Origin of the sequence: Prosthecobacter sp. (assembly GCF_046154365.1) — a bacterium.
In the GTDB taxonomy this organism is placed as follows: domain Bacteria; phylum Verrucomicrobiota; class Verrucomicrobiia; order Verrucomicrobiales; family Verrucomicrobiaceae; genus Prosthecobacter.
This window is the reverse complement of record NZ_JBJXFV010000181.1, coordinates 1-23654: the sequence shown is the minus strand read 5'-3', so window position 1 is coordinate 23654 and position 23654 is coordinate 1. Positions and strand designations below refer to the sequence as shown.

The window sequence follows — 23654 nt, the reverse complement described above, 5'->3', positions numbered from 1 at the left end:
TTTTCCCAGCGCGCCGCAGTCCACGAAGCCAGCCTTCAAATCATCCGCCCACGCCAAACCAAACAGGCGAGTGGTCTTCGACACACTCGCGCTCCGTTCGCTCGTTGCCGACTTCTTGCTTGACCATCTTGTGTCCGAGCGAGTATTTCGTTTCGTATGGCGCTTCTTACAGACCATTCAGGTTGGACAGATCGCGGTTATCTTCCTCACTACGACAAGCCGGGCCTAGTGCAGGCGGTGACTTTTCGATTGGCGGATTCGCTGCCAAAATCTAAGCGCAGCGAGTGGGAGCATCTCCTCCAGATCACCGACGACGCGGAGGAGCGCAATCGCCAGATCGAGTGCTACCTAGATCAAGGGGCCGGTTCCTGCGTGCTGCGACAAGCCGAGTGCGCAGAGATCGTCCAAAACGCGCTGCTGCATTTTCACTCCCAGCGCTATCGGCTCATCGCATGGTGCGTGATGCCGAATCACGTTCATGTGCTGTTTAAAACCTTCGCAGGACATCCGTTGGGCAAAATCATCCACTCGTGGAAGACGTTCACGGCTCGTGAAATCAACAAATTTCTCCGGCGAGTCGGCCCACTCTGGCAGGAAGACTACTTCGACACCTTCATGCGGGATGACGATCACCAGTGGGCCGAGAAGGAATACATCGAAGGCAATCCCGTGAAGGCCAAGCTTGTCACCCGAGCCAGCGACTGGCCCTGGAGCAGCGCAGCCCGGAGCGCGAGTATGGCGTAGCCTACTCGCCTCTTGGACGAACAGGCGAGTGGTCTTCGACACACTCGCGCTCCGGCCGACGTATGCCTCGCATGACTCGTGCGCTCATCTTGCTGTTCCTCAGTTCATCGCTTCAAGCGGAATCCATCACGCTGGCCAAAGAAGGCCGCGCACTCGTTCCCATCGTGGTTTCAGAGCCAACGAAGCCCATGGGTGCTGAACTGGCGGCGATGCTGAAACGCATCACAGGGGCCGAATTCGCCATCGAGACCTCGACGGAGCCGCGCGGCATCTTCCTTGGCCTCAACACGACCCAGCACACGATCACGGAGCGTGAGGACTACACGATGCGGAGCGAGAAAGATCGCCTTCTCATCCTTGGCAACACACCGCAGGCGGTGGAGCATGCGGTGTGGGATTTGCTGCACCGGATGGGCTTTCGGCAGTTCTTTCCGGGCAAGACGTGGGAGATCGTGCCGGAGAAGCCGACGCTGAGCATCGACGTGAATGTCAGCGAATCGCCCGACTACCATGCGCGGAAGATTTGGGCTGGTTTTGCTTATCTGAAGGAGCGTGACGAGGTCTATGACGAGTGGTGCAGGCGAAATCGTGCGACATCGGGCATCACGCTGAGTTCGGGGCATTCCTATGATGGCATCATGAATCGTCAGCAGGATGAATTTGCGAAACACCCGGAGTTTTTGGCCTTGGTGGACGGGAAACGGCAAAAGCCGAAGTTTTGCATCGCGAATGAGGGATTGAGGAAACTCGTGGTGAAGGATGCACTGGAGCATTTTGCCAAAGAACCCGAGCTGGACTCGATTTCATGTGATCCGAGCGACGGCGGCGGCTGGTGCGAGTGTGCAGAGTGCGCGAAGATCGGCAGCGTGACGGACCGTGCGCTGCTGCTGGCCAATGACGTGGCGGAAGCGGTGAATGAGGTGAAACCAGGCCGCCTGATCGGCATGTATGCCTACAGCGAGCATTCGCCGCCACCATCCATTCAGGCGCATCCGCAGGTGGTCATCAGTGTGGCTACGGGGTTCATCCGTGGGGGTTACACCATGGATCAACTCATCTCCGGCTGGCAGGCGAAAGCGAAGACACTGGGCATCCGCGAATACTACAGCGTGAACACCTGGGACCGAGATCTGCCGGGTGCGGCACGCGGTGGCAACATCGAGTATCTGCGCACGACGATCCCGCATTTTCATCAAAGCGGAGCGCGCTTCATGTCGGCAGAGTCGAGTGACAACTTCGGGCCCAACGGCCTCGGTTACTATCTCGCGACGCGCATGATGTGGGATGTGAAGGAGGCGAAACATGTCGAAGCGCTCGTCGCCGACTTCCTCGACACGTCCTTTGGTCCCGCTCGTGCGCCGATGGCGAAGTTTTATGCGCTGCTGGATGGCACGAAGCGTCAGGCACTGAGCGATGACTTGCTCGGCAGAATGTTTCGCCTGCTGGATGAAGCGCGCGCTTTGACCAACGATGCGGCGATTCGCCCACGGTTGGATGATCTCACGCTGTACACGCATTACGTGGAGCTGTATCACGATTACGCCTCGGCACAGGGCAAGGAGCGCCAGACGGCCTTCGAGCAACTGTTCCGCTTCATCTGGCGCATCCGCCACACCGGCATGGTGCATGTGAAGGCGCTGTGGCGTGATCTGCCGAACCGCGACAAGTCCGTCGCGCTACCTGCGCTGGCGAAATACAGCGATCCTGAGGCCACGAACCCGTGGAAGTCGGATGAGGGCTTCACGGCCGATCAAATCGCCGGTTTCATTCGTGAAGGCATTGCGAATCGCAAGCTGCTCGACTTTGCGCCGGTCGCTTTCAGCAACAAGCTCGTGCCCGCGACTGCCTTGGCGCTGCCTCAAGTGCCGCAGGGCAATGCGGGCATGTATTTGAGAGGCGTGCGCGATTTCTGGACGTGGATCGACAAAGAACCGGCCAACATCAAGCTCACGGGCAAGGCTGGCATCATCTACCCGAGCCGTGGCACCGCGAAGGTTGATCTCTACCCGCTGGCGGAGGTCGAAAGCAAAGCGGTGGCGCATTTCGAGATCCCGCCGGACAAGGCGGAGCATGCGATCGAGTTCAACACGAGGTTCCCAGGCCTGCACCGCATCGAAGTGAGTGATGCCACGCAAGGAACGCTCATCTCGTGGCCTGACGGCATGCCGATGACCATCGTCAGCAGTCAGGAGCAGCCGGCGAAGCTCTTTGGTCGCTGGCACATGTATTTTTATGTGCCGAAGGGCACGAAGGTCATCGGCGGCTTCAGTGAGGGCGAAGGCTTCGTGCTGAATCCTGCGCACAAGACGGCGCACACCTTTGCCGACAAGCCAGGCTACTTCAGCATCCCCGTGCCAGTGGGTGAGGATGGTAAGTTGTGGAGCTTCAAGCACAGCGCTGGGAACCGCTTCCTCATGACCGTGCCGCCATGTCTGGCGCGTGATGCGAGTGAGCTGCTGCTGCCGGAGGAAGTGGTGATGAGGGACTCGAAATGACGTAGTCCGCGCCAAGACAAACAGGCGAGTAGTCTGCGACACACTCGCGCTCCGACTGCTGTGCGAGATTAGGCGAATGGTGGCGTTTTGAGCTGCATGAAAATATTTTTCACCGCGCTCGTACTTTTGTCGTCGTTGCATGCTCAAGAGGTCGCGCCGTTTCCGAAAGCGCATGTGCAGAGTGTGTGGGTGCAGTCGATCTGGGCGGATGGGAAGCACAATGGGTTCCCTGGAATCGCACGCGTAGGTGACTTTTATTATGTCACGTTTCGCAGCGGCGAGGGGCACGGCTCGGAGAAGTCGGACATCGTGGTGATTCGTGCGGCGGCGAAGGATTTGAAGACGTGGGAGAAGGTGGCGTCGTTCACGCGGGAGCATGACTGCCGTGATCCGCTGGTGTTTGATAACAAGGGCAAGGTGCAGCTCGTGTTTCACTCGAAGGAGGATTTTTACTCGCAGTCGGCGGACGGCGTGACGTGGAGTGAGCCGGTGATGCTCAATGCGGAATTCATGAAGCCGACGGCGGAGAGCAAGCTGACCTTCAAATCAGAGCGGCGCTGGCTGTTCCGCATCCGCCAGGGGCCGGACGGGGCATTTTATAGCTTGGCACGTTGTGGGATCAAAGAGGAGGGCGGTGCGTTTGGGTTGATCACTTACCGCTCTGAAGATGGCGTGAACTTCAAGGCGCTACACACGTATGCGGAGGGGCCAACGAGTGCGCTGGCGGCTGCTGGCGGCACCGGCTGGGGCCATGAGGCGGATGTGGCGTGGACTCCAGATGGCACGTTGGTGAGTGCGATCCGCAATGGCAATCCGGGCATCGTGGTGCTGGGCAAAGGGCCACTGGGGCCGTGGAAGGCCTTTCAAACGGATGCGTGGAACTTCGGCGGCCCGGCACTGCATCGCACCAAAGGCGGCGGCATCCTGCTGGCGGCGCGTGCGTTGCCTGAGAAGAGCACGACGGGCTTCCCATCGGTCTGCAAGGTGTGGACGGTGACAGCTGATGGAGTCGAGAAGCCGTGGATCATGCCGAGTGGAGGTGATGGCGCGTATCAGAGCTTTGCGGACGGCGTGGCGGGTGATGAGGTGCTGCTGGCGTATTATTCGTCTCACGAATACCCGCAGCCGAAAGGCGTGGGGAACAATCCGGCGAACATTTACCTCGCGCATCTGCGCGTGCGTCATGTACAACCGTGAGTATGCCGAACTACTCGCAACTCAATCCCGAGCTGCTGGTCGCCACGGTGGAGCAGCTTTCCAAACGTGTTGGCGAGCGCTTTCCACAGGCGGGGCTCTTCAAGGTTTCGCGACATCTGTGTGACATCGCCACCGAATCCCGCAAGCGGGTGAGCAAATCAGCGCGGCGTTCGATCTGGATTCGCTGCTTGATCGGGCTGCTGCTGGTGCTGCTCATGGCGGGAATCGCGATGAGCGTTGCCGCGTTCAAGATTCAGCCGAAGCCGGGATCGGTCACCTGGCTGGAGTTTGTTCAGGTGCTGGAATCCGGGATCAACGACATCATCCTCGTGGGCGCGGGCATTTTTTTCCTGGCCAGCCTGGAGAACCGCATGCGGCGGCGGCGCATTTTGAAGGCGCTGCATGAACTGCGCTCGCTGGCGCATGTGATCGACATGCATCAGCTCACCAAGGACCCGCAGCGTGCGGCAGGCGTTCTGATTGCCACGCCGTCCTCGCCTCGCAGCGAACTCTCGCCGGACCAGCTCATTCGTTATCTCGACTATTGCAGCGAGATGCTGTCGCTGGTGGGGAAACTGGCGGCGCTGTATTTGCAACGCTCGGATGATGCGGTGGTGCTGAGCACGGTGGATGAGATCGAGGGGCTGACCACGGGCCTGTCACGCAAGATCTGGCAGAAGCTCATGATCATCCATGCCGGGCCGAAATAGGGCGGATTTTTCACGCTCATGGGTAGCAGTACGTCGAGCTGTTTCCGTGCTGCTGCTCCCAAAGTGCTCAGTGCTCAGTGCTCAGTGCTCAGTGCTCAGTGCTCAGTGCTCAGTGCTCAGTGCTCAGTGCTCAGTGCTCAGTGCTCAGTCAGCATGACAACACCCGAGGCTTCACTGAGCGCTGCGCCCGGCGGGGGGAAGGAATATCGAACAAGGAATCTCGAACTTTGAAGGTCTGAGTTCTGACTTCGGAGTTCCTTGTTCGAGATTCGATATTTGGCTCTCCGCACTGAGCACTGAGCACTTTGATCGAATGCGGGAAACACAAAAAAGGGCGACCCGGTTTGGATCGCCCTTCTGTTTGAGTGAGGATGACGTGAATTACTTCACGATGCCGAGCAGCTCGACTTCGAAGACGAGAGCTTCGTTCGGGCCGATGTCGCCGCCTGCGCCGTTTTCACCGTAAGCGAGCTGGGAAGGGATGAAGACTTTCCATTTGGAGCCGACGGGCATGAGTTGAAGGGCTTCGGTCCAGCCTTTGATGACTTCCTGCACGCCGAAGGTGATGGGCATGCCGCGCTCGACGGAGCTGTCGAAGACCTTGCCGTCGATGAGGGTGCCGTGGTAATGGACGTTCACCTTGTCGGTGGCGGCGGGCTTGGGTCCGTCGCCAGCTTTGACGATTTCATATTGCAGGCCGCTGGCGGTGGTGGTCACGCCTTTGCGCTTGCCGTTGTCCGCGAGGAATTTGTCGCCGATGGCTTTGGACTCCTGCCCGCGTGCGGCGGCCTTGGCCTGCATGCTGGCTTCAAAGGCCTGCATGGCGGCCATGAGTTCTTCCTGGGTGAACTTGGGCTTGTCACCGGAAAGACCGGACTTGATGCCCTCGATCAGGGCGGTGATGTCGATGGCGATGCCTTGACCTTTGAATTGTTCGCCGAAATTACGGCCGATGAAGTAGCTGACTTTGTCCATGGGAACGGCGGTGGTGGCAGGGGCTGCGGCCGGCTGCGCTGGCTTGACCTCCTGGGCTTGGGTGGCGGTGACAGCCGCGAGCGCGGCGCAGAGCAGGGCGATGGTGGGTTTCATATGGGAGGCGCGGAGACTACCCACGGCCCCGGTGCGGTCAATCAAAGCATGCGCCGGGCGGGAAAAAGCCGTTTGACCCCGTCCCCCCCTTGAAGCACTATCGCCGCCCTTCAAACCAGAACCTATATGCCCGCGAAAATCTATACTGAAAAAGACGCCAGCCTTGCACCGCTCAAAGGCAAGACCTGTGCTGTGATCGGCTTCGGCTCCCAAGGCCACGCCCACGCCCTGAACCTCAAAGAGAGCGGCGTCAAAGTCATCATCGGGCTGTACGCAGGCTCCAAAAGCCGCAAAGTCGCCGAAGAAAAGGGCCTCAAAGTCTATGACACTGCTGAAGCCGTGAAACTGGCCGATGTGATCTTCATCGCCGTTCCAGACACGAAAATCGGTGGCGTTTACAAAAAGGACATCGCCCCCCACCTCACCAAGGGCAAGACCCTGCTCTTCTCCCACGGCTTCGCCATCCTCTACAAGACCGTCGTCCCGCCGAAGGACGTGAACGTGATCATGGTGGCCCCGAAAGGCCCGGGCCACATCGTCCGCCGTCAGTACACCGAAGGCAAAGGCGTCCCCGCCCTCATCGCCATCTATCAGAACGCTGACAAACAGGCCAAGAAGATAGCGCTCGCCTGGGCTCATGGTATCGGCGGCACCCGTGGCGGTGTGCTCGAAACCACCTTCAAGGAAGAAACCGAAACCGACCTCTTCGGCGAGCAGACCGTGCTTTGCGGTGGTGCCAGCGCCCTTGTCCAGGCCGGCTTTGAAGTGCTCACCGAGGCTGGTTACAGCCCTGAGATGGCTTACTTCGAGTGTTTGCACGAATTGAAGCTCATCGTCGATCTCATGAACGAGTCTGGCATCGCCGGCATGCGTTTCTCTATCTCCGAGACCGCCAAGTGGGGCGACGTCAAAGTTGGACCGCAGATCATCGACAAATCGGTGAAGGTTCGCATGAAGAAAGCCCTCAAAGACATCCAGACCGGCAAGTTCGCCAAGGAATGGATCAAGGAGACCGAAACCGGCTACAAGAAGTTCAACAAGCTGCTCAAGGACGGCGAGAAGCACCCGATCGAGAAGACCGGCGCACGCCTCCGCAGCCTGATGCCGTGGATCAAGAAGCGCGACATCAAAGGCCAGCAGGCCAGCTACTCGTAAGAGCGCCAAGGCGGTCAAGCATCGTCAATTAAGTCAAACAGAGCGCGGATCGGTGACGATCCGCGCTTTTTTGTGTCCTCATGGGCAGAATGAAAATGCGTGTTGAAAAATGCCGTGGCGATCCTGTAGTGTTACACCATGAAAACGATGTCCATCGGCGAACTCGTGCGTCGGCCAGGTACCGCGCAAAAACTGACCGACAAAGGCAGGAGCGTGAGAGTGACACACCGTGGCAAGCCACTCTGGGTGGTGACTCCCGATGTGTCCCAACCACCCTCGCAGAAGGATGAAAAGCGCGAAGCATGGCTGGACCGCAGCCTAGACGAGCTTCTGGCGGAAACGCCTCGCCCTGGAAAATCTGCGGCACGGATGGTGATCGAGGATCGCCGCTAACGCCCAAGCCCCATGCACTACACGGACAGCAGCTTTATGGTGAGCTTGGTCATGCGAGACGCGGCGACGGAAGCTGCCACGGCGGCTTTTCGATCCATGTGACGCAGGCAGTTGATCTTCACGGATCTGCATCAAATGGAAGTGCGCAACACGATCCGCCGTGTCGAATACCAGCAGACGCTTGAACTGCCGACCAAACAACGCGGGCAGGCGTCTGAAAACCGCAAACGCGCAGAAGCGCGCCTCGACTCTTATGTCCAGCGCGGCAATTTCCTCCAGACGCCAACGGACTGGAGTGGAATCATGGAACGTTTTGCCAGACTCAGCGAGGCACACACCGCGCGTCTCGGCTGCCGCACCTTCGACACGCTGCATGTGGCTTTCGCCCTGGATGCCCGCTGCGAGACATTTGTCACCGGCGATACCAAACAGGCAGCACTGGCCACCGCGTCAGGCTTGAAGGTGCGTTTGGTGGAGATAGATGACTGATCGGACTTGGATCAAACGACTGCATGCCCGTCACGCCTTGGCGTGAATCTCGTCGATGGCTCGGGCTGATGCCTGGCGTGAGTCGGGTGTTTTGAACAAGATCGCGACGCCGATGGTGACGAAGGTGCCCAGGGTGATGCGCCAGGGGAAGGACAGCACGAAGGGCTGATCGATGCCGAGCTTGGTCTGAATGCCGAGGACGTTGCTGAGGAGCAGCACGGCCACGATACCAGAGACCATGGCGATGATGTTGCCCGTGTCGCAACCACGGGTCTTCGTGAGCACCGCGAGCAGGAACACACCGAGCAGCGATCCGAAGGTGAAGCCGAGAATGCCGAGAACGAGCGGCAGAATTTCAACCTTCGGATTGTGCGCCATGAACCAGGCCGTCCAGATGCCGACCACGATGATCAGGAAGGCGAAAAATACGGTGCTCCAGCGCAAAACGGCGATGCGCTTCGAGTCTGGCGCGTCGGCAGGAAGACGTGGCAGGATGAAATCGCGCGACAGGCTGGTGGCGAGCGCGTTGAGCGCCGTGCTGAGCGATCCCATCGCCGTGGCGAGGATGCCCGCCGTCACGAGGCCGCGCATGCCAGCGGGCATCTCGTTCATGATGAAGAAGGGGAAGACCTCGCGGCTTTCCACCGGCAGCGCCGCGTTCGGATGCGCCAGATAGTAAGCCTTGAGCAGCACGCCGATGAGGATGAAGGCCGAGACAATCGGCAGATCGACGATGCCGGAGAGAATCGTCGCGAAGGCGCTCTGGCGGCGGTTTTTGGCCGTGAGCATGCGCTGCACTGTGTCCTGGTCGATGCCGTGCGTGCTCATCGTCACGAAGGTGCTGCCGATGATCGCGGCCCAGATGGTGTACTCACTGGTGAAGACATTTTTGATCCATGCCCAGGCGCCTGTTTCGGCAGGCTTGGCGAAATCGAAGAACACCGGGTTCTTGATCACATCCGCCACCGCCCCCCAGCCACCGGGGATTTTCATCAGCAGGTAGGGAATTGTGAAGCCGAGTGAGGCCACCAGCACGCCCACCTGGATGAAATCCGTCCAGATCACCGCCCGAATGCCGCCCACCGAGGTGTAGAGCGCCGTCAGCAACGTGACGACCACCACCGCACCCGCGTACAGCCAGAATTTCGTGTTCGCATCCACCGCACCGCCCTGCCACATCGCCACCGCCAGCACGAGGATGATCGCAGAGACATAGAGCCGCGTGCCCATCGCCAGCACACGGGTGAACATGAAGGTGATCGAGGCAAACTTCCGCGTCACCGGCCCGAACCGTGTCTCCAGGAACTCATAGAGCGAGATGACGCCGTGCCGGTAAAAGACCGGGATGAACAGGAAGCTCACGATGATACGTGCCATCACCGTGCCGATGGCAAACTGCGCGTAGCTCCAGTTCTGCCGACTGTAGCCGGACTCCGGTGCGCCGAGAAACGTCGCCGCACTGATCTCCGCCGCCAAGATCGATGCCAGCACCGCCCACCAGGCAATTTGACGGTCTCCGAGTGTGAAACCCTCCACACTGTCGCTTTTGCTTCGTTGCGAGAGGCCGATGCCAATGATGATGGCGAAGTAACCGAGAATGACGAGTGCGTCGAGGAGGTAGGGCATGGCGTGAGTGATGCGAAGTCTCGCTGCAAAGCACCATGCACGTCAAGCGCCCAGCCTCCCGCCGCCGCAGTCTTTCTACCTTGGCAAAGGGTCAACGGCGGCCTTCCCGCCGTTTACCGTGTCACAACTTTGGTTTCCAACCTCGGCGCAGCACGAACAATCACGCGTTCCTCCACCTTGGTGCCGTATGGAGACACCAGGGTTACTTCTTCATAAACTTTGCCAATGTCCTTGTTGGTCAGCGGGTGCTGGATCAGACGACGGGTGGCGATGGTCGTGTCGCCAAGTTTTTGAACCGAGACAGTTCCACCCTTCGTTGGCACAGGTGTGCGCACTGTTTCTGCTGGAGCAGATGAGGCATGCTCGCTGGGCGAACTGCACTGGGTAAGCAGCATGGCGGAGCAGAAAACGCAGGTGAGGATTGGGAGGATTCTTTTCATCATTGTGGGGTTGTTGGTGCGCGCTTAGTCTATCAAACGCGTGCATTGAGATGTCGGCGCGGCGCAACGGTTCAATTTTTTTCCATCTGCATAAGTGCCCCAAAGCAAGGAGTGGCATTTTAGCCTTGCATCACTTGGATAAGCCCACATCATCCACTAGCCCATGCAAAGAATGCGCCTATGCACGTTAGTCATGTTCGCCATCTTGGCTCCATCCCTTGGCCTGAAAGCCCAGCAGGAGCAACAGTTGGTGGCACTGCATCAGCGTTATCACAGTGCCGCCGCCATGTCTGCCCAAGGTCGCTTGGCTGAGGCGGAACGCGAGTTTCGTGAGGTTGTGATTCTCAGCAGCCGGATATTTGGCAAGGAGCATCCCGACACGCTCGTCAGCCGCAGTGATCTGGCCGCCACTCTGGCTGGCGAGGGTAAATACGCCGAGGCCGAAAAAGAAAACCGCGCTGTGCTAACCATCCGCATGGGCGTTCTCGGTCCCGAGCATCCTGACACGCTGCTCAGTCGCAACAACCTGGCCGCCGCACTTCAAGAGCTGGGGAAAAAAGCCGAAGCCGTGCGCGAATACCGCACTGTGATGGCGGTTCGCCAGCGCGTATTGGGGGCGGAGCATTTGGAGACACTCGAAAGCCGCAACAATCTCGCCACCGCGCTGCATGACCAGGGCAAATACGCTGAAGCCGAAAAAGGGCACCGCTCCGTTCTCGAGGTGCGTGAGCGCCTGCTCGGCGCAGAGCATCCCAAGACGCTGGCCAGCCGTAACAACCTCGCCGCCGTTCTCCAGGAACAAAACCGGCCAGCCGAGGCCGAGCAGGAGCATCGCGCGATCCTTACCCTTCGCGAACAAGTGCTGGGGCCGCGTCATACCGATGTTTTCCTGACCTGCTTCAATCTGGCGCTGTGCTTGGAGGCGCAGTCAAAATTCAGCGAGGCACTGGCCTTCATGCAGCGAGCGCAGACTGGCTTCAAACAGCAGCTCGGTGCGATCCATCCGCACACCCAGTTTGCCGCAGAGTCCATGCAGCGTATCGCAGCGGAGTTGAAAAAATAGCCGCTTCGCCCTGCCGGCCATCCCGCCCCCGCAAAAGCACTCGCACCTTCGCTCGGACTTGCTAGCATCCGCCCCGCATGTCCGCCGTCACCTTCCTCAAAGAATTCTGCCGTAACTGGCAGACCGTCGGTGCTGTGGCTCCCTCCAGCCCGGCGCTGGCGGAGCGTATGATGGAGGCCACCGGTGTCTGCCAGGCACGACGCATACTGGAGCTCGGCCCCGGTACCGGAGCCTTCACCCGCGCCATCGCCGACACGATGTCACGTGAAGCCAGCTACCTCGGCATCGAACTCAACGACACCTTCGTCCAGCAGCTTCGCCCGCGTTTCCCGCGGATGTGCTTTGAATGTGCAGGTGCGCAGGAATTTGATTTCACTCAGGTGCTCGCGCCCGGCGAAACCTTCGACACCATCATCAGCGGCCTGCCGTGGACGGCCTTCCCGCGTGGCTTGCAGGAGGCGATTCTAAACAACGTGCTCCCGCATCTCGCCCCTGGCGGCTGTTTTGCCACCTTTGCCTACTGGGGCTTCCACAAACTGCCCAGCGGTCGGCGTTTCCGCTCCCTGCTGCACGAACTGACCCACGGCGTCGAAACCACCCGCGTCGTCTGGCCCAATCTGCCGCCCGCGTTTGTTTACGTCGCCCGCAAGAGCTGAACCGGCTCACTCGGCCTGCTTCTTCTTGCCTTTGCCTTTCTTTTTGGGTTCGGAACTGGTCTGCGGCGTGTTCTTCGTCGGCATCGGCGCTTTGATGGATTCACGCCACGCCAGCATCTTCGCGTGCAATTCCTTCGCCTTCTCCGGCATCTCTGCGGCGAGGTTTTTCTGCTCACCGATGTCGTCCTTGAGGTTGTACAGCTCCAGCCGGCCATCCTCGAAGTATTCCATCAGCTTCCAGTCGCCGACTTCGATCAAACCGACCGGCGTTGTGCGCCACGTTCCGCCACCCGCGCCGAGATAGCCGGGAAAGTGCTGATAAATCGCCTCACGCTTCAAACTGGCCGCTGCATCGCGAAACACCGGCACCAGGCTCTCGCCGTCGAGCGGTTGGCCTTCAGGGGCCGTCGCTTTGCCGATTTCGGCGAAGGTCGGAAACATATCCACATGGATCGTTGGCACATCGCTGCTCGATCCGGGCTTCGTCACGCCCGGCCAGCGCACGATCAGCGGCACCCGCGTCCCGCCTTCATACAAACTGCCCTTCCCGCTGCGCAGCGGCGCATTGTCCGTGATGTCGCCGCCCTGCACTCCCTCTCGCGCATAACCGCCCACGCCGCCGTTATCAGTGGAGAACACGAGCACCGTGTCGTCGGCCAGCTTTAATTCATCCAGCGTCGCCATCACGCGGCCCACGCTTTCATCCACGCTCGCGATCATCGCCGCATACGTCGGGTTGTTGTGGCCGCCGACGCCCGCCTTGTCCTTGAACTTCGCGATCAACTCCGGCTTCGCCTGATGCGGCGAATGCACGCCGAAATGCGGCAGGTAGAGGAAGAACGGCGCGTCCTTGTGCCGCTGGATAAAGTCCACCGCTTTGTTCGTGAGGAAGTCGGCCAGATACTCGCCCTTCGGATACTCCACCTTCGGCTGCGTCGCGAAATCGAAGTGCTTGCCCATCGTGACGATGGCCTCGTCAAAACCACGCTGTCCCGGATGATACTCGCCCTTCTCGCCGAGATGCCATTTGCCGAACATTGCCGTCGCGTAGCCTGCCTTCTTCATCCTCTGCGCGATCGTGACCTTCTCCAGCGGCAGATTCTCCGCGTTGTCCACCGGCCGCAGCGGCCGCGACTCCCATTCAAAGCGCCCGATGCCACCCACCGTATAAATACCCGTGCGCGCCGCATACTGGCCCGTCATCAGCGCCGCACGCGTCGGTTGGCAGTTCTGGCAATGGTGATGCCGCGTCAGCTTCATACCTTGCGATGCCAGCTTGTCGATGTTCGGCGTTTCGTAATACTTCGAGCCAAAGCAGGCTACGTCCGTATAACCGAGGTCGTCCGCGAGGATGAAAATGACATTCGGCGCACGATCAGCGGCCTGAATGAACGAAGTGAGGAGGAATAAGCAGAGCAGGAGCTTCATGCGCCCCTGAACGCAGCCCGAAGCGGCTGGATTACACATTTCCGTATCGACAGCGGCCAAACCACTCGCTTTGATCCGCCCATGCTTCGATTCATCCTGCTCTTCCCCCTCCTCGCCTCCTTCAGCTTTGCCGCCGACGCGAAAAAGAAGGACGACGACACCATCAAGCCCGGCGTCCGCTCTCCCATCACCTTCAAAACCTCGCCACCGGTGTCAGATAATGAGCAGCTCAAGATGCGCATGCATGCCGCTGAAACACCACCGCCCTACAACGTCAGCATGGAGAAATTCGACATCATCGTGCCGAAGAAATACAAGAAGGGCGATCCCCACGGCCTCTTCATCTGGGTCAGTCCCAGCAACGCCCCGTCCATCTCGCCCGAATGGGAGGCCGTGCTGGCCGACAAGAAGCTCATCTTCGTCGGCGCCCACAATTCCGGCAACAACCGCGAGGTCTTCGCCCGCATGCGCATGGCCGTCGATGCCAACGACAACCTGCGCGAGCTTTACGACATCGATCCCGCCCGCGTCTATGTCTCCGGCTTCTCCGGCGGCGGTCGTGTCGCCAGCATGCTCGGCGTCACCTATGCCGACATGTTCCCCGGCACCATCGCCTTCATGGGCGTGAACTTCTATACCGACATCGTCAGCCTCGACAAAACCGAGGTCTTTCAGATGCGCTACATTCCGCACGACGAAGTCGCCGCACTCGCGAAGACCGACTGCCGCTACGTCCTCGTCACCGGCGAAAAGGATTTCAACCTCAAAAATACCAGCGCCGTCTTCGAGAACGGCTTCAAAAAAGAAGGCTTCAAGTCCGTCGAACTGATGAACATCCCCGCCCAAGGCCACCAGCCGCCGAAAGGCGAATGGCTCAAGAAGGCGATCGAGTTCCTGGATGCGGGAGCGGGGAAGAAGAAGCCCTGATCACGCTTCCGCTTCAACTGCGGGAAAAACACGATTTCCTCCGCCCCATTTCCAGCTTGCCCAGCACTTCCCGTTTCGGCATCCATGTTCCCTCAACTGCGCCTTGTGCTCGGAACAATCCTCGGTGTGGCGGCAGCGCTGGTGGTTGCCGTCTTCCTCCTGTCCGGCCGCCAGACCGCCGGTGGCGCGGAGCCCTTGCCACCCGATCTCGCCATTCTCGATGCGCAGTTTCTCAAGCTGCAAGCCGAGCGCGTCACCGCTCCGTTTGCGAACGATCTCGCCAAGCTCCACAGCGGCCATTTCAACAGTCTTGCCAAACAAATCGCCGATGAAAAAGTTGCCGGCCTTCTCCTGTCGTCGGATCGTCATCTCAACGTCCCCGGTAATCGCAGCAGCAAATACGGTTACCCTTGTATGCTGGCGGTGGCTGGCGGCTAGCACAGGAACAGGCCACCAAGGCTGCTGACCATCGCAGAACCGCCGCATGACAAAAGTACGCCGCATGGTAGCATTCGCATGGCATGAATCCGCGCCTTCCAGCCCCCTACCGCCCCGCGACCTTCGAGGAGGAGTGGGACAATCCTGCCATGGCCCAATTCAAACGCGAGGAAGCCGAGGATCGTGAAGCGTTTGGCCACTCCGAGGAGGCGCGGGCGTGGCTGGAGCACTTGCGCTCTGGAGCCATGAAATGGTCGGGCACGGTCAAGCCCGCACCGCGTCTGCCAGTGTATGACAAGGCTCCGGTGCAGCTCTATTCCCATGCAGCCCACACCTGAGCAGCCGGTCTCGTTTGCGGACTTCAAGGCCCACCTCGTGAGATTGAGCGAGACGGAAGTCGGCTATGTGCTCATCGGTGGGCTGGCGGTTTCTGCCTGGGCGGAGGCACATCTGACGCTGGCCGAGAGTGTTGAGTTTGATCTGCCGATTTACAGCAAGGACATCGATCTGCGGGGCGGCAAGGCCGCCGCGATGATCCTGGCGGAGTCGCTGCAAGCAGCAGGTGCCGAGATGAAGGGCATCGTGGCCGCCACCCGCAAAGCCGCGCCGCACATGGGGCGTATTTTTGCCGTCGGCCTGCTCTGGCGCGGTCAGCGGACGAGCGTCGAAGTGCTGGAGCGGCTGCCCGGCCTCGATAGCAGCCTCGACGAGCCGCCATGCGGCACGCCAGTCGCCACCGCAGAAGGCATCGCCCTCCTCGACCCCTGCTCCATCTGCATCTGCAAGCTACATGCCGCCAATACACGGCCCGGTGAGGGCGCTAACAATGATGTGAAGCATCTGCTGATCCTGGCACGGGTGATTCCGCGTTTTCTGGAGAAGGTCCGCGTGACGGCGCTGCCAGAGTACGATGCGCGTGAGGACGCCCAACGGCTGCTCGCGCTGCTGGAGCGCTGCATCGCCGGACACGAGCCGCTGCGCATTCCGCTGCCAGAGGCGGACCTAGCAGGCCTGCTCGCTGCGCTGCGGCTGCACCTCAATTAGCCATGACGCCCTGATCTCACCTTCCGCTTCAACTGCGGGAACAGCACCACATCGCGGATGCCTCCCGCGCCCGTGAGCATCATGATCAGCCGATCCACACCGATGCCGCCGGCGGGCGGCATGCCAAACTCGGGGATGAGCTTTTGTTGAAATCTGCCGCTATTTACTCGGGCAACTATTCAGCACCTGATGCGAGGCACTGAGGGTTTCCGAGTACTGCGTGGCGGATGGGGTCGATGATGTTGCGGCTTTGTTTGCGCACCGTGATCGAGAAGCACAATGTCACGCGCGATCAGTTGCTGCGCGCCGTGATGGAGTTCCGCGCCACGTCCGCGACCGACACCGAAGCGTGTGGGCATCATGGTGTGGAAACGTTCAAGCACGGGCTCGATCTGGCTGCCGATCACGCTGTCCATCGGGCCGCACATGCTGGCGTCGCTTTGGAAGGCGGTGCCTTTCGGCAGCACACGTTCATCGGCGGTGGGCACATGCGTGTGCGTGCCGATCACGGCGGAGACTTTGCCGTCGAGATGCCAGCCCATGGCGACTTTTTCACTCGTGGCCTCGGTAACGAGCAGACGCCCGAAGACCTCGTCCGCATCCCCTTCATGCTCAAAAATCGCATCTACAAAGACGAGGACATCGCCAACATCATGCACGGCAACTACTTGCGCTTCGTTCGTGAAGCCTGGGCCGAATAACGGAGTGTGGATGTCCTCAGCCGCACCCAATCCTCTTCACGCCGCCTGCCAGTTCCTCCACGCTGAACTTCACAGGCAGAAACTGCTCGATGAGCGCCATGTTGGTGCGCGTGTGGTCAGTGATCGACAGCGTGTGAAACACGCCGCCGCCCGCGAGGGCCATGGGCAGCAGCAACTGATCCGCCAGATGCACGCCGACGGGAGCCGTCGAGGCCAGATAACCACGCAGCCCCTTCGCCGCGCCGGTGGCGACGGCTTCCGCTGACTTTCCGAGTTGGGCGATGCCGGTGCTGATCTCGCAGACCTTCGCAAAACGTGCTCCAAGCAAGATGGCATTGCCGGGACCGGTGCTGTCGTTTGCGTAGCGGAGGTCGATGTGGTTTTCAGGCCATTCGAGGATCTTGGAGGCGGTTATGATTTCGCGTTGGGCGATCTCGCCAGGCAGATGCGCATGCAACACGCGGCCAAAAGTCTCCACCGGCTCGCCGCGTTCGGTGAGCTTGAGCTTCTTCCACTTTTTGATCGGCCAGATTTCCGCCGTGAGCACGCCACCACCTGCTTGCATAAAGCCGGGGCGCTCCAGCGTCACGGTGGCATCGACGCCCATGCTCTGAATCACTGGCAGGAAGCATTGCCCGATGAACTCGAACGGCGGAGCCATCGGGTTGTGCGTGCCGCCTTCGATGCGCAGCGTGCTGGAGGCCTCCGCATGCAGCAGCGCGGGCAAAAGCGTCTGCAACACGAGCGTCGTGCTGCCGCCGGAGCCGATGGCAAAGCAGTAGTCGCCTGCTGTGATCTTCCCTGGCTGGAAAACGAGTTCCGTGGAGCCAAGATCAGCCCCTTCGACGTCCGCGCCGCAGACTTCTGCCGCCGCTTTCACGCAGGTGAGGTGCTGTCGCATCAGCCCCGGCTTGGGCCGCTTCCCACGAATGTTCGTCATCCGAAACGCCCGCCCCGTGACCAGCGCCAGCGACAACGACGACCGCAGCAACTGCCCGCCGCCGGAGTCGCCGGAGATGGAGAGGATGGAGGTGTTGGTTTTGCTCATTGCGAAAGAATAGGGGTTCAGATAGTCTCAGAACATGTCAGCCGGACTTAACAGCATTGAGAAGAAGCGTGCCGCAGATCGCCAGCGCGTCGCCGAATACCTCGAAAGCCAGCGCCCCTTCACCGATAAGGAGTGGGCGGCCCAATTGCGGCTGTTTGAGGCTGTGGGACGCGATACGGCCTCTGCACTGCCTTTTTGGAAACGCTGGCTTTCGCGATGGAACTGAAGCCTGCCGCTCTTCCCAACGGTTTCGGCCAATCGCGAGGCTCTGAGCACGAAGTCTGGCTTTCCGCCGACAAATTGCGTGTGATCAAAGCAACGCACGCGGGCGAGTTTGGTCGGAAATTCGGCCCGGACCGCTTTGCGACACTGGATGAGTATCTGGAACGCATCCGGCTGCTGAACGACGAATTTGCCGTTGGATGGCAAATCGAAGGCGTGTGCGGAGAAGGCCGCTCGCGACGCATCATCACCTCCCAGCCTGCCTTTCACGGTAAGCCGCCAACGCTGGCGGAAATCCGCCAGTTCATGCTGGAGCGTGGTTTTGTGTTTCATCGCACTCGCTTTGGTGATGCTTGGTTTCGTGTGGAGGATGGTCTGCTGGTTTCCGATGCGGAGCCGAAGAACGCGGTGGTGACGGCCAAGGGGCTCATGCCTTTTGATTTCCTCATCGCGCGACCAAAACAGGAGTTGTTAAAGGCTGCTCAGATCGGATAAAAGCAAAGGCGATACTTATCTAGGTCATGCCAGACGCGAATCCATATACTCCACCGCAATCATCCCTTGAGGGCGCTGCAACAGATCGACCGAGAGCAACCAAACTCGCCAAAGCGGGTGCTTGGTTGCAACTCCTGCCCGTCGTGGGCACCATCGGAACGGTGCTCGGCATGCTAAATGCCTTTTCTGCACTCACAGCGAAGGCGATGACAGAGGGCGCAGGCGATCCGGCAGAGCTCAGCGCGGCCATTGGCGAGGTCTTGATCTCGACGGCTCTGGGATTTTTTGGTGGTATGATCGGTTGTGTCATTCTTGGCGTTGCCGTGTTTGTTCAGCGGAACCAGCCTCGCTGGGTGAGGGTGATCTTCTGGCTTTCCATTCTTCCCGCGCTGAACGGAGTCTTCATGTTTGTGATGATGATTCTCAGTGCGCTTCGCGGCGCATCGTAGCTTCGATTGGCAATCGAAGCCGAGTCTCAAACCGATTCGACTGCCAGTCGAATCTACGGAAGCTCAATCATCCGCCTCCGCCGCGTCTTTGATGACGAATCGGGCTTTGAGTTTGCAGACCTGCTGGGCGAGGCCGGCGGACTCGACGCTGTGGAGGACTTCTTTGAAGTCTTTGTAGGCGTTGGGGGCTTCGTCGATGGGGTATTGGCGGGCGTTGTAGAGGATGTCGTGGGTTTCGAAGTCGGCGTTGACTTCGTTTTGATTGAGCGTGCGGGCGGCGGCTTTGCGGCCCATGCAGCGGCCGGCTCCGTGATTGACGCTGTAGCAGCTTTTCACGGCATCGGGCTTGGCGACCATGATGACGGAGCCGTCGCGCGGATTTCCAGGCAGCAGGATCGGGTGGCCGGTGGCGGCGAAGGGCGTGTCTTTCAGCGCGTGGTGGCCGCCGGGGAAGGCACGCGTGGCGCCTTTGCGGTGGACCCACGCGAGCTGGTTATCGACGACTTCCTGACGCGCGATGTTGTGGCTGATGAAGTACACGAGCTGGCCTTTCGTGCCGGGAAGCACTTCCTGGAAGGCTTCCAGCACGAGCGCATTGATGAGCATGTGGTTCACGGTGGCGAAGTTCGCGCCGAGCGCCATGTCGTCGAGATAGGCGTCGGCCTCGGGTGTGCCGAGCGGGGCATAGACGAGCTGTTTGTCATCGGCGGGAAACGGCAGGCCCCAGGTGCGGAAGAAGCCTTCCAGCGACTTGAACTGACGCTGCGCGAGGATGTTCCCGAACCCGCGTGATCCGCAGTGGCTCAGGAAGGCAACGTGATTGTCCCGCAGGCCGAAAACCTCGGCCGTGGAGCGCATCGCGGCGTCATCGGCGAGCTGCACGACCTCGCACTCGCCGAAGTGGTTTCCGCCACCGTAGGAGCCGAGCTGCATCATCTTGTTTTCAAAGGCAGCGAAGCCATTGAAGGCACGCATTTTGTCCAGGCGCTCGTTCAGCGTCGAAACATTGCCGTCATGGCCGAGATGAGCGCTATCCTCGCAACGCAGCGCCCACTCCGGCGGGATGCCGAGTGCTTCACACACACCGCGGCTCGCGCCATCGGTGCAAACCTGCACGCCGAGCTCGGCAGACACGCGGCGGGACTTTTTCGCCTCGCGCTGACCACGGCCCGCGCCGGTTGGTGTGCGCAGCAAAATGGCCTCGATGAGACGACGACGGATTCCTTTGTCGATGATCGCATCGGCAGGAATGTCCATCTGAAGCAGCGACATGGAGCACTTGATGTCCACGCCGACCGGCCCCGGATAAATGTGCGTCGGCGAAACCATCACGCAGCCCACCGGCGCTCCGTAACCGCTGTGCGCGTCGGGATTGAGCACAAGATCGGTCACGCCCGGCGCGGAACGCGAGTTGAGCGCCTGCTCGATGCAGGATGGGTCAAAGCCGGCACGGATCGCCTCCGTCCCGATGACGGTGATGGGTTTTCCCGCGTTGTTGCGTGCTGGGAGGATGGCTTCGGCTTCGCCAGTGATGTGGAAGGAGGAGGTGGACATGGATGGTTGGAGAAAGGGAGTGTTGGATTGGTGATTGCGAAGGCTATGCCGAGTCGTTAGGATGAGGCATGACGATCACGGTGAATGAGTTTCAAAGTCTGAGCGCTTCATTGCTGGAGCGAGTGCGGAGCTTGCGTGAGGAAGTTTCGATCATGGATTCAGGCAAGGTGGTGGCGCGGCTGGTGCCGGAGATCGCTCCATCGAAAACGAAGCCCTGGCATGCCTTGCGTGGCAGTGTGGTCGTTCATGGTGATCTTACGGAGCCATTGATGACGGCCCTGCAAGTGGACTCCGGGCTGGAGTGCGAAGCCGCCAATTTGAAGCCCGTCCATGCTGATTGACACGCACATTTGGATTTGGTGGATGAATGATTCGGCAGACCTGCCGAGGGAGGCTCGCGAGTTTCTCGACCAACTGGATGCCAAGCCTTTCGTGGCCGACATCAGCCTTTGGGAAGTAGGGATGCTGGTGAGCAAACACCGCATCACGCTGAAAGTGCCTTTGCTCGAATGGCTGAGCGCCGCCATCCAAGCCGTCACAGCCATTCCCATTTCGCCAAGCATCGCGGCCAAGGTGGCGCTCTTGCCTGAGAGTTTCCACGGCGATCCTGCTGACAGGCTCATCGTGGCAACCGCTCTGGAAATGGGCGTGCCGCTGGTGACACGGGACAAAAAGATTCGGGATTCAGGTTTGGTGCAGATCATGGATTTGGCGGGTTGAGGTTACTTCACACCTTCATCACGGCTTTGAGCCTTTCGGAGTCCGTCAGCCCCAGCACCAGCGTGTTTCCCATGCTGGTTCCGACTTCCTGGAGGGTTTGCAGGTAGCGGAGTTGGAGGAGTTCGGGGGTGTCGCGCATGAGCTTGGCGGCGTTGGCGAGGGTGCGGAGGGCGGCGGTTTCAGCGCGGGCTTTTTCGAGTCCGGCCTGGGCTTCCTGGCGCTGCTGGAGGGCGGACATGAAGCTGCGCTTCAGGTCGGCAGGCAGCATGACATCGCGGATGTCGATGCGGTCCACTTTGAGGCCGAGGGACTGGGCGCGGTCGGCGATGAGGTCGAGCAGCTTGGCTCCGTGTCCGGCTTTCTGTTGCAGGAAGGTTTCCGCAATATCAGCAGCCACGATCTGGCGCAGGGCGAGCTGGACTTCGCTATAAAGCACGGCGGCGGCGGCCTGAGTGGCGCGGTGCATCTTCAGGGCATCAGCGACGCGGAAAGTCGCCACAGCAGAGACCTTCAGCACGACCTGATCGGCGGTGAGGAGTTCCTGGCCTTGCACGAGGAGCATCTGCTCGCGGTTGTCGATGCGCTTCACCTCATGGCCGGAAGCCCACAGGCGAGGCTTTCCCGCCTCAAGGGCGCGGAGGTAGCGGCCATGCTGGAAGAGCAGAGCGGTTTCGTGGTCCTGGATCACAAAGCTGAATCCGGTGGCAGGACGAAAGGTGGAGATGAAGGTGTTCATGGTGATTGGATGGTTGAAAATGTCCTTCCCGGATGGCTGGCGGCCCGCTGACGGGAGCTGGATGGCCCGCACGCGGCGGACATCGCCACGCTGCCAGACAGCTCGCAGAGTCATCAGGCCGTTGTGTCCATCTGCCGGAGCAGACTTTCACCCCGGCCATCCGGGAAGGTTTATGTCGATGGAGGTAAGTCCAGTTGCCCGAAGGCGACGTCCTCCTCACCGATGGGCAGCTTCCTTGGGCTTATCGCTTCAGTCGCTGCATGGAGTCGGAGGACGTAAGCTAGTATTGCTAGTCGCGTGCCAAAACTTGGCACGGAGGGGTCGGATGACGCTGGAAGCCTTGTAAATACAGGGAAAGAAAATTTTGCGGGTGGTTTTGGGTATGTGATGGATTGGGCCTGAGGCAGTAAAAAGCTAGCCTATTGGCTATTGATTTATCTCATTGGAGGTCTATGAGGCAGGGGGTCCACGACTTGAAAGCGTTCTTGCTACTTTCTGTGCCAAGAGGCACAATCCAACCATCATGCCTGCCATCTCCATTCCATGTCCGCCAAGCCTGATTCCCGCACCGATCTCGAAGGTGAAAGTGCAGCGTCCTGCGAAGGAGCAGACGGAAGACTCGTCGCCGCAAAGTCCGTCCTCGAAAGAGTTCTTGGCCGCCGTGGAGAAGAGCATTGGAGCGCCTCTGACTACAGTGAGGCTCAAAGTCGGGAGATAGTCCTCCTCGAAGACTGGGCAAAGAAGGATGGCTGCTGGCTTGAATCGCCCGAGTGGGGAGTGTGGGATATCAGCCTCGGAATGGGTGAGCACCATGTGCGTCAGGAACGAGGCCGTGTGTTCAAAGCGACGAAGAAGATGAGGTTTGGAGTCTATCCCGCGTGCTCGGGTAGGGCGACAGGTGATCCTGTTGATCAACTCAAACTCGGCAAAAGCACCCCGCACCAATACCTCATGCGGCTGGAACTGCTGAACCTGTGGTCGGCCTCGCTCGATGGCATGAAGGGCATCGAAATGAACCGCCTGGAAGGCTGCATGATTCTTGACGATCAATTCTGCATCATCACCTCCCAGCCGTGGTTTCCGCATGATGAGGTGCAGACGACGGTGGAGGACATCGCGGCCTGGATGGCGCGGAATGGCTTCCAAATGATCACCGCAGGTATTTGGTATCATCGCGGGCGTAATTTGGCTCTGTTCGATGTGAAGCCGTCAAACATGATCCGCTCGGGCGGGCACATCATTCCGATTGATGTGATTCCGATTGAGCCGTTTGAACGGATGAAAACCATCCTGGAGGCCGTGTTGTCATGAAACCCATCATCACTTTCGGCTTCCTTGGCTCCACGTTGGACCGCGCTCAGGGCGCGGAAAGGTGGTCGAAGTGGCGGCCGACGGTCGCGATGTGTCAGCAGGAGGATTTGCTCGTTTCGCGGCTGGAACTGCTCGTGGAGCCGAAATTTGCCGATCTGGCGAAAAGCGTGGTCGCGGACATCGCGAAGGTTTCGCCGGAGACGGAGGTGGTGGTGCATGAATTCGCGCTGAAGGACCCGTGGGACTTTCAGGAGGTGTATGAGCGGCTTTACGACTTCGTGCGCGGCTACGACTTCCAGCCGGAGAAAGAGGACTACCTCATCCACCTGACCACGGGCACGCATGTGGCGCAGATTTGCTGGTTCTTGCTCAACGAGGCGAACTTTATCCCGGCGCGGCTGCTGCAAACCTCGCCGTCACGCGAGGGCGGACGTGATGCGAATGCCTCCGGGCGCTATGAGATCATCGACATCGACCTCTCGAAGTATGACCGGCTCTCAACGCGCTTCGCGCAGGAGCAGGAG

The 23654-nt window shown here is 59.9% G+C and carries 29 protein-coding genes and 1 pseudogene; 21 read left to right on the top strand and 9 right to left on the bottom strand.

Translation table 11 applies throughout. From position 1 onward, the window contains the following. Positions 1-156: 156 nt before the first annotated feature. The 4 genes from ACKVY0_RS22955 to ACKVY0_RS22940 all read left to right on the top strand — a co-directional run bounded on the left by ACKVY0_RS22955 (position 157) and on the right by ACKVY0_RS22940 (position 5146). Positions 157-744 carry an REP-associated tyrosine transposase gene (locus tag ACKVY0_RS22955; protein ID WP_409217189.1) on the top strand — a complete coding sequence of 196 codons (588 nt, stop codon included), beginning with the start codon at positions 157-159 and terminating at the stop codon, positions 742-744. 71 nt (positions 745-815) lie between these two features. Beyond that, complete coding sequence (locus ACKVY0_RS22950) at positions 816-3239, top strand: DUF4838 domain-containing protein (protein WP_409217188.1); 2424 nt, start codon at positions 816-818, stop codon at positions 3237-3239. Between the two features lie 96 nt (positions 3240-3335). Then, positions 3336-4436, top strand: coding sequence for a sialidase family protein (locus tag ACKVY0_RS22945; RefSeq protein WP_409217187.1), 1101 nt, complete (start codon positions 3336-3338; stop codon positions 4434-4436). Positions 4437-4438: 2 nt separating this feature from the next. Next, positions 4439-5146, top strand: a complete 708-nt coding sequence (locus ACKVY0_RS22940) for a hypothetical protein (protein WP_409217186.1) — start codon at positions 4439-4441, stop codon at positions 5144-5146. Positions 5147-5527: 381 nt separating this feature from the next. Here ACKVY0_RS22940 and ACKVY0_RS22935 read toward each other — a convergent pair whose 3' ends face one another. Beyond that, positions 5528-6235 carry an FKBP-type peptidyl-prolyl cis-trans isomerase gene (locus ACKVY0_RS22935; RefSeq protein ID WP_409217185.1) on the bottom strand — a complete coding sequence of 236 codons (708 nt, stop codon included), beginning with the start codon at positions 6233-6235 and terminating at the stop codon, positions 5528-5530. Positions 6236-6361: 126 nt separating this feature from the next. Here ACKVY0_RS22935 and ilvC point away from each other — a divergent pair, with 126 nt between their 5' ends. The 3 genes from ilvC to ACKVY0_RS22920 all read left to right on the top strand — a co-directional run bounded on the left by ilvC (position 6362) and on the right by ACKVY0_RS22920 (position 8272). After that, the gene (gene ilvC, locus ACKVY0_RS22930) at positions 6362-7390 is read left to right on the top strand and encodes a ketol-acid reductoisomerase (RefSeq protein WP_409217184.1); all 1029 of its coding nucleotides are present in this window, start codon (positions 6362-6364) and stop codon (positions 7388-7390) included. 138 nt (positions 7391-7528) lie between these two features. Further along, on the top strand, positions 7529-7783 hold the full coding sequence (locus ACKVY0_RS22925) for a hypothetical protein (RefSeq protein WP_409217183.1): 255 nt from the start codon (positions 7529-7531) through the stop codon (positions 7781-7783). A gap of 111 nt (positions 7784-7894) precedes the next feature. Next, positions 7895-8272 (top strand): hypothetical protein, encoded by a 378-nt coding sequence (locus ACKVY0_RS22920; RefSeq protein WP_409217182.1) that lies wholly within the window; start codon positions 7895-7897, stop codon positions 8270-8272. Positions 8273-8302: 30 nt separating this feature from the next. On the opposite strand, the gene ACKVY0_RS22915 is transcribed toward ACKVY0_RS22920, so the two are convergent. Together ACKVY0_RS22915 and ACKVY0_RS22910 are read right to left on the bottom strand one after the other, a co-directional pair. Beyond that, positions 8303-9898, bottom strand: coding sequence for a sodium:solute symporter (locus ACKVY0_RS22915; protein WP_409217181.1), 1596 nt, complete (start codon positions 9896-9898; stop codon positions 8303-8305). Positions 9899-10011: 113 nt separating this feature from the next. Next, positions 10012-10293, bottom strand: coding sequence for a hypothetical protein (locus ACKVY0_RS22910; RefSeq protein ID WP_409217180.1), 282 nt, complete (start codon positions 10291-10293; stop codon positions 10012-10014). Between the two features lie 238 nt (positions 10294-10531). Here ACKVY0_RS22910 and ACKVY0_RS22905 point away from each other — a divergent pair, with 238 nt between their 5' ends. Then, positions 10532-11401: a tetratricopeptide repeat protein gene (locus ACKVY0_RS22905; RefSeq protein WP_409217179.1), complete on the top strand. Its 870-nt coding sequence runs from the start codon at positions 10532-10534 to the stop codon at positions 11399-11401. A 77-nt stretch (positions 11402-11478) separates the two neighbouring features. Next, positions 11479-12057: a class I SAM-dependent methyltransferase gene (locus tag ACKVY0_RS22900; protein WP_409217178.1), complete on the top strand. Its 579-nt coding sequence runs from the start codon at positions 11479-11481 to the stop codon at positions 12055-12057. Positions 12058-12063: 6 nt separating this feature from the next. Here the strand turns inward: ACKVY0_RS22900 and ACKVY0_RS22895 are convergent, their stop codons facing one another. Next, positions 12064-13485, bottom strand: a complete 1422-nt coding sequence (locus tag ACKVY0_RS22895; protein WP_409217177.1) for a sulfatase — start codon at positions 13483-13485, stop codon at positions 12064-12066. 81 nt (positions 13486-13566) lie between these two features. Between ACKVY0_RS22895 and ACKVY0_RS22890 the strand changes: the two genes are divergently transcribed. The 4 genes from ACKVY0_RS22890 to ACKVY0_RS22875 all read left to right on the top strand — a co-directional run bounded on the left by ACKVY0_RS22890 (position 13567) and on the right by ACKVY0_RS22875 (position 15894). After that, the gene (locus ACKVY0_RS22890) at positions 13567-14412 is read left to right on the top strand and encodes a hypothetical protein (RefSeq protein ID WP_409217176.1); all 846 of its coding nucleotides are present in this window, start codon (positions 13567-13569) and stop codon (positions 14410-14412) included. 84 nt (positions 14413-14496) lie between these two features. Further along, a complete protein-coding gene (locus ACKVY0_RS22885) occupies positions 14497-14850 on the top strand; it encodes a hypothetical protein (RefSeq protein ID WP_409217175.1) in 354 nt (117 codons plus the stop codon). An 83-nt stretch (positions 14851-14933) separates the two neighbouring features. Further along, positions 14934-15188, top strand: coding sequence for a hypothetical protein (locus tag ACKVY0_RS22880; protein WP_409217174.1), 255 nt, complete (start codon positions 14934-14936; stop codon positions 15186-15188). Next, positions 15172-15894, top strand: a complete 723-nt coding sequence (locus tag ACKVY0_RS22875) for a hypothetical protein (RefSeq protein WP_409217173.1) — start codon at positions 15172-15174, stop codon at positions 15892-15894. Before ACKVY0_RS22880 ends, ACKVY0_RS22875 begins: the two co-directional genes overlap by 17 nt. Here the strand turns inward: ACKVY0_RS22875 and ACKVY0_RS22870 are convergent. Further along, positions 15891-16025: pseudogene (locus ACKVY0_RS22870) on the bottom strand (amino acid--tRNA ligase-related protein); the annotation flags it as partial. The gene ACKVY0_RS22875 and the pseudogene ACKVY0_RS22870 overlap by 4 nt on opposite strands. A 48-nt stretch (positions 16026-16073) precedes the next feature. Then, positions 16074-16436: a YmdB family metallophosphoesterase gene (locus tag ACKVY0_RS22865; RefSeq protein WP_409217172.1), complete on the bottom strand. Its 363-nt coding sequence runs from the start codon at positions 16434-16436 to the stop codon at positions 16074-16076. On the opposite strand from ACKVY0_RS22865, the gene ACKVY0_RS22860 reads away from it, so the two are divergent. Beyond that, positions 16425-16595, top strand: a complete 171-nt coding sequence (locus tag ACKVY0_RS22860; RefSeq protein ID WP_409217171.1) for a hypothetical protein — start codon at positions 16425-16427, stop codon at positions 16593-16595. The two genes, ACKVY0_RS22865 and ACKVY0_RS22860, sit on opposite strands and share 12 nt — an antisense overlap. A 16-nt stretch (positions 16596-16611) precedes the next feature. On the opposite strand, the gene rtcA is transcribed toward ACKVY0_RS22860, so the two are convergent. Continuing rightward, the gene (rtcA, locus tag ACKVY0_RS22855; RefSeq protein ID WP_409217170.1) at positions 16612-17643 is read right to left on the bottom strand and encodes an RNA 3'-terminal phosphate cyclase; all 1032 of its coding nucleotides are present in this window, start codon (positions 17641-17643) and stop codon (positions 16612-16614) included. 34 nt (positions 17644-17677) lie between these two features. On the opposite strand from rtcA, the gene ACKVY0_RS22850 reads away from it, so the two are divergent. Genes ACKVY0_RS22850 through ACKVY0_RS22840 form a run of 3 tightly spaced genes read left to right on the top strand, consistent with a single transcriptional unit; the run spans position 17678 to position 18809 of the window. Then, entirely contained in the window at positions 17678-17869 is a 192-nt protein-coding gene (locus ACKVY0_RS22850) for a hypothetical protein (protein ID WP_409217169.1), read from the top strand. After that, complete coding sequence (locus tag ACKVY0_RS22845) at positions 17860-18360, top strand: hypothetical protein (protein WP_409217168.1); 501 nt, start codon at positions 17860-17862, stop codon at positions 18358-18360. Before ACKVY0_RS22850 ends, ACKVY0_RS22845 begins: the two co-directional genes overlap by 10 nt. A 26-nt stretch (positions 18361-18386) precedes the next feature. Continuing rightward, on the top strand, positions 18387-18809 hold the full coding sequence (locus ACKVY0_RS22840) for a MotA/TolQ/ExbB proton channel family protein (RefSeq protein WP_409217167.1): 423 nt from the start codon (positions 18387-18389) through the stop codon (positions 18807-18809). A 63-nt stretch (positions 18810-18872) separates the two neighbouring features. On the opposite strand, the gene ACKVY0_RS22835 is transcribed toward ACKVY0_RS22840, so the two are convergent. After that, positions 18873-20363 carry an RtcB family protein gene (locus ACKVY0_RS22835; RefSeq protein WP_409217166.1) on the bottom strand — a complete coding sequence of 497 codons (1491 nt, stop codon included), beginning with the start codon at positions 20361-20363 and terminating at the stop codon, positions 18873-18875. A gap of 68 nt (positions 20364-20431) precedes the next feature. Here ACKVY0_RS22835 and ACKVY0_RS22830 point away from each other — a divergent pair, with 68 nt between their 5' ends. After that, on the top strand, positions 20432-20704 hold the full coding sequence (locus ACKVY0_RS22830; RefSeq protein WP_409217165.1) for a type II toxin-antitoxin system Phd/YefM family antitoxin: 273 nt from the start codon (positions 20432-20434) through the stop codon (positions 20702-20704). Further along, entirely contained in the window at positions 20694-21083 is a 390-nt protein-coding gene (locus tag ACKVY0_RS22825; protein WP_409217164.1) for a type II toxin-antitoxin system VapC family toxin, read from the top strand. The genes ACKVY0_RS22830 and ACKVY0_RS22825 overlap by 11 nt, the downstream gene beginning before the upstream one ends. A gap of 7 nt (positions 21084-21090) precedes the next feature. On the opposite strand, the gene ACKVY0_RS22820 is transcribed toward ACKVY0_RS22825, so the two are convergent. Further along, positions 21091-21819: a slipin family protein gene (locus ACKVY0_RS22820; RefSeq protein WP_409217163.1), complete on the bottom strand. Its 729-nt coding sequence runs from the start codon at positions 21817-21819 to the stop codon at positions 21091-21093. A 543-nt stretch (positions 21820-22362) separates the two neighbouring features. On the opposite strand from ACKVY0_RS22820, the gene ACKVY0_RS22815 reads away from it, so the two are divergent. Both ACKVY0_RS22815 and ACKVY0_RS22810 read left to right on the top strand, forming a co-directional pair. Next, positions 22363-23130 carry a hypothetical protein gene (locus ACKVY0_RS22815; protein WP_409217162.1) on the top strand — a complete coding sequence of 256 codons (768 nt, stop codon included), beginning with the start codon at positions 22363-22365 and terminating at the stop codon, positions 23128-23130. After that, positions 23127-23654: RNA repair transcriptional activator RtcR family protein (locus ACKVY0_RS22810; protein ID WP_409217161.1), on the top strand; the 528-nt coding region annotated here is incomplete at its 3' end. The genes ACKVY0_RS22815 and ACKVY0_RS22810, both read left to right, overlap by 4 nt.

Excerpts from the sequence above, each read along its gene's own strand:
- ACKVY0_RS22820 (WP_409217163.1), bottom strand. The coding sequence starts at position 21,819 with ATGAACACCTTCATCTCCACCTTTCGTCCTGCCACCGGATTCAGCTTT.
- ACKVY0_RS22950 (WP_409217188.1), top strand. The coding sequence starts at position 816 with ATGACTCGTGCGCTCATCTTGCTGTTCCTCAGTTCATCGCTTCAAGCG.
- ACKVY0_RS22925 (WP_409217183.1), top strand. The coding sequence starts at position 7,529 with ATGAAAACGATGTCCATCGGCGAACTCGTGCGTCGGCCAGGTACCGCG.
- ACKVY0_RS22840 (WP_409217167.1), top strand. The coding sequence starts at position 18,387 with ATGCCAGACGCGAATCCATATACTCCACCGCAATCATCCCTTGAGGGC.
- ACKVY0_RS22845 (WP_409217168.1), top strand. The coding sequence starts at position 17,860 with ATGGAACTGAAGCCTGCCGCTCTTCCCAACGGTTTCGGCCAATCGCGA.
- ACKVY0_RS22860 (WP_409217171.1), top strand. The coding sequence starts at position 16,425 with ATGCCAGCCCATGGCGACTTTTTCACTCGTGGCCTCGGTAACGAGCAG.
- ACKVY0_RS22945 (WP_409217187.1), top strand. The coding sequence starts at position 3,336 with ATGAAAATATTTTTCACCGCGCTCGTACTTTTGTCGTCGTTGCATGCT.
- ACKVY0_RS22935 (WP_409217185.1), bottom strand. The coding sequence starts at position 6,235 with ATGAAACCCACCATCGCCCTGCTCTGCGCCGCGCTCGCGGCTGTCACC.
- ACKVY0_RS22890 (WP_409217176.1), top strand. The coding sequence starts at position 13,567 with ATGCTTCGATTCATCCTGCTCTTCCCCCTCCTCGCCTCCTTCAGCTTT.
- ACKVY0_RS22910 (WP_409217180.1), bottom strand. The coding sequence starts at position 10,293 with ATGCTGCTTACCCAGTGCAGTTCGCCCAGCGAGCATGCCTCATCTGCT.
- ACKVY0_RS22825 (WP_409217164.1), top strand. The coding sequence starts at position 20,694 with ATGCTGATTGACACGCACATTTGGATTTGGTGGATGAATGATTCGGCA.
- ACKVY0_RS22865 (WP_409217172.1), bottom strand. The coding sequence starts at position 16,436 with ATGGGCTGGCATCTCGACGGCAAAGTCTCCGCCGTGATCGGCACGCAC.
- rtcA (WP_409217170.1), bottom strand. The coding sequence starts at position 17,643 with ATGAGCAAAACCAACACCTCCATCCTCTCCATCTCCGGCGACTCCGGC.
- ilvC (WP_409217184.1), top strand. The coding sequence starts at position 6,362 with ATGCCCGCGAAAATCTATACTGAAAAAGACGCCAGCCTTGCACCGCTC.
- ACKVY0_RS22895 (WP_409217177.1), bottom strand. The coding sequence starts at position 13,485 with ATGAAGCTCCTGCTCTGCTTATTCCTCCTCACTTCGTTCATTCAGGCC.
- ACKVY0_RS22875 (WP_409217173.1), top strand. The coding sequence starts at position 15,172 with ATGCAGCCCACACCTGAGCAGCCGGTCTCGTTTGCGGACTTCAAGGCC.
- ACKVY0_RS22850 (WP_409217169.1), top strand. The coding sequence starts at position 17,678 with ATGTCAGCCGGACTTAACAGCATTGAGAAGAAGCGTGCCGCAGATCGC.
- ACKVY0_RS22815 (WP_409217162.1), top strand. The coding sequence starts at position 22,363 with ATGTCCGCCAAGCCTGATTCCCGCACCGATCTCGAAGGTGAAAGTGCA.
- ACKVY0_RS22905 (WP_409217179.1), top strand. The coding sequence starts at position 10,532 with ATGTTCGCCATCTTGGCTCCATCCCTTGGCCTGAAAGCCCAGCAGGAG.
- ACKVY0_RS22880 (WP_409217174.1), top strand. The coding sequence starts at position 14,934 with ATGAATCCGCGCCTTCCAGCCCCCTACCGCCCCGCGACCTTCGAGGAG.
- ACKVY0_RS22940 (WP_409217186.1), top strand. The coding sequence starts at position 4,439 with ATGCCGAACTACTCGCAACTCAATCCCGAGCTGCTGGTCGCCACGGTG.
- ACKVY0_RS22955 (WP_409217189.1), top strand. The coding sequence starts at position 157 with ATGGCGCTTCTTACAGACCATTCAGGTTGGACAGATCGCGGTTATCTT.
- ACKVY0_RS22885 (WP_409217175.1), top strand. The coding sequence starts at position 14,497 with ATGTTCCCTCAACTGCGCCTTGTGCTCGGAACAATCCTCGGTGTGGCG.
- ACKVY0_RS22900 (WP_409217178.1), top strand. The coding sequence starts at position 11,479 with ATGTCCGCCGTCACCTTCCTCAAAGAATTCTGCCGTAACTGGCAGACC.
- ACKVY0_RS22835 (WP_409217166.1), bottom strand. The coding sequence starts at position 20,363 with ATGTCCACCTCCTCCTTCCACATCACTGGCGAAGCCGAAGCCATCCTC.
- ACKVY0_RS22915 (WP_409217181.1), bottom strand. The coding sequence starts at position 9,898 with ATGCCCTACCTCCTCGACGCACTCGTCATTCTCGGTTACTTCGCCATC.
- ACKVY0_RS22830 (WP_409217165.1), top strand. The coding sequence starts at position 20,432 with ATGACGATCACGGTGAATGAGTTTCAAAGTCTGAGCGCTTCATTGCTG.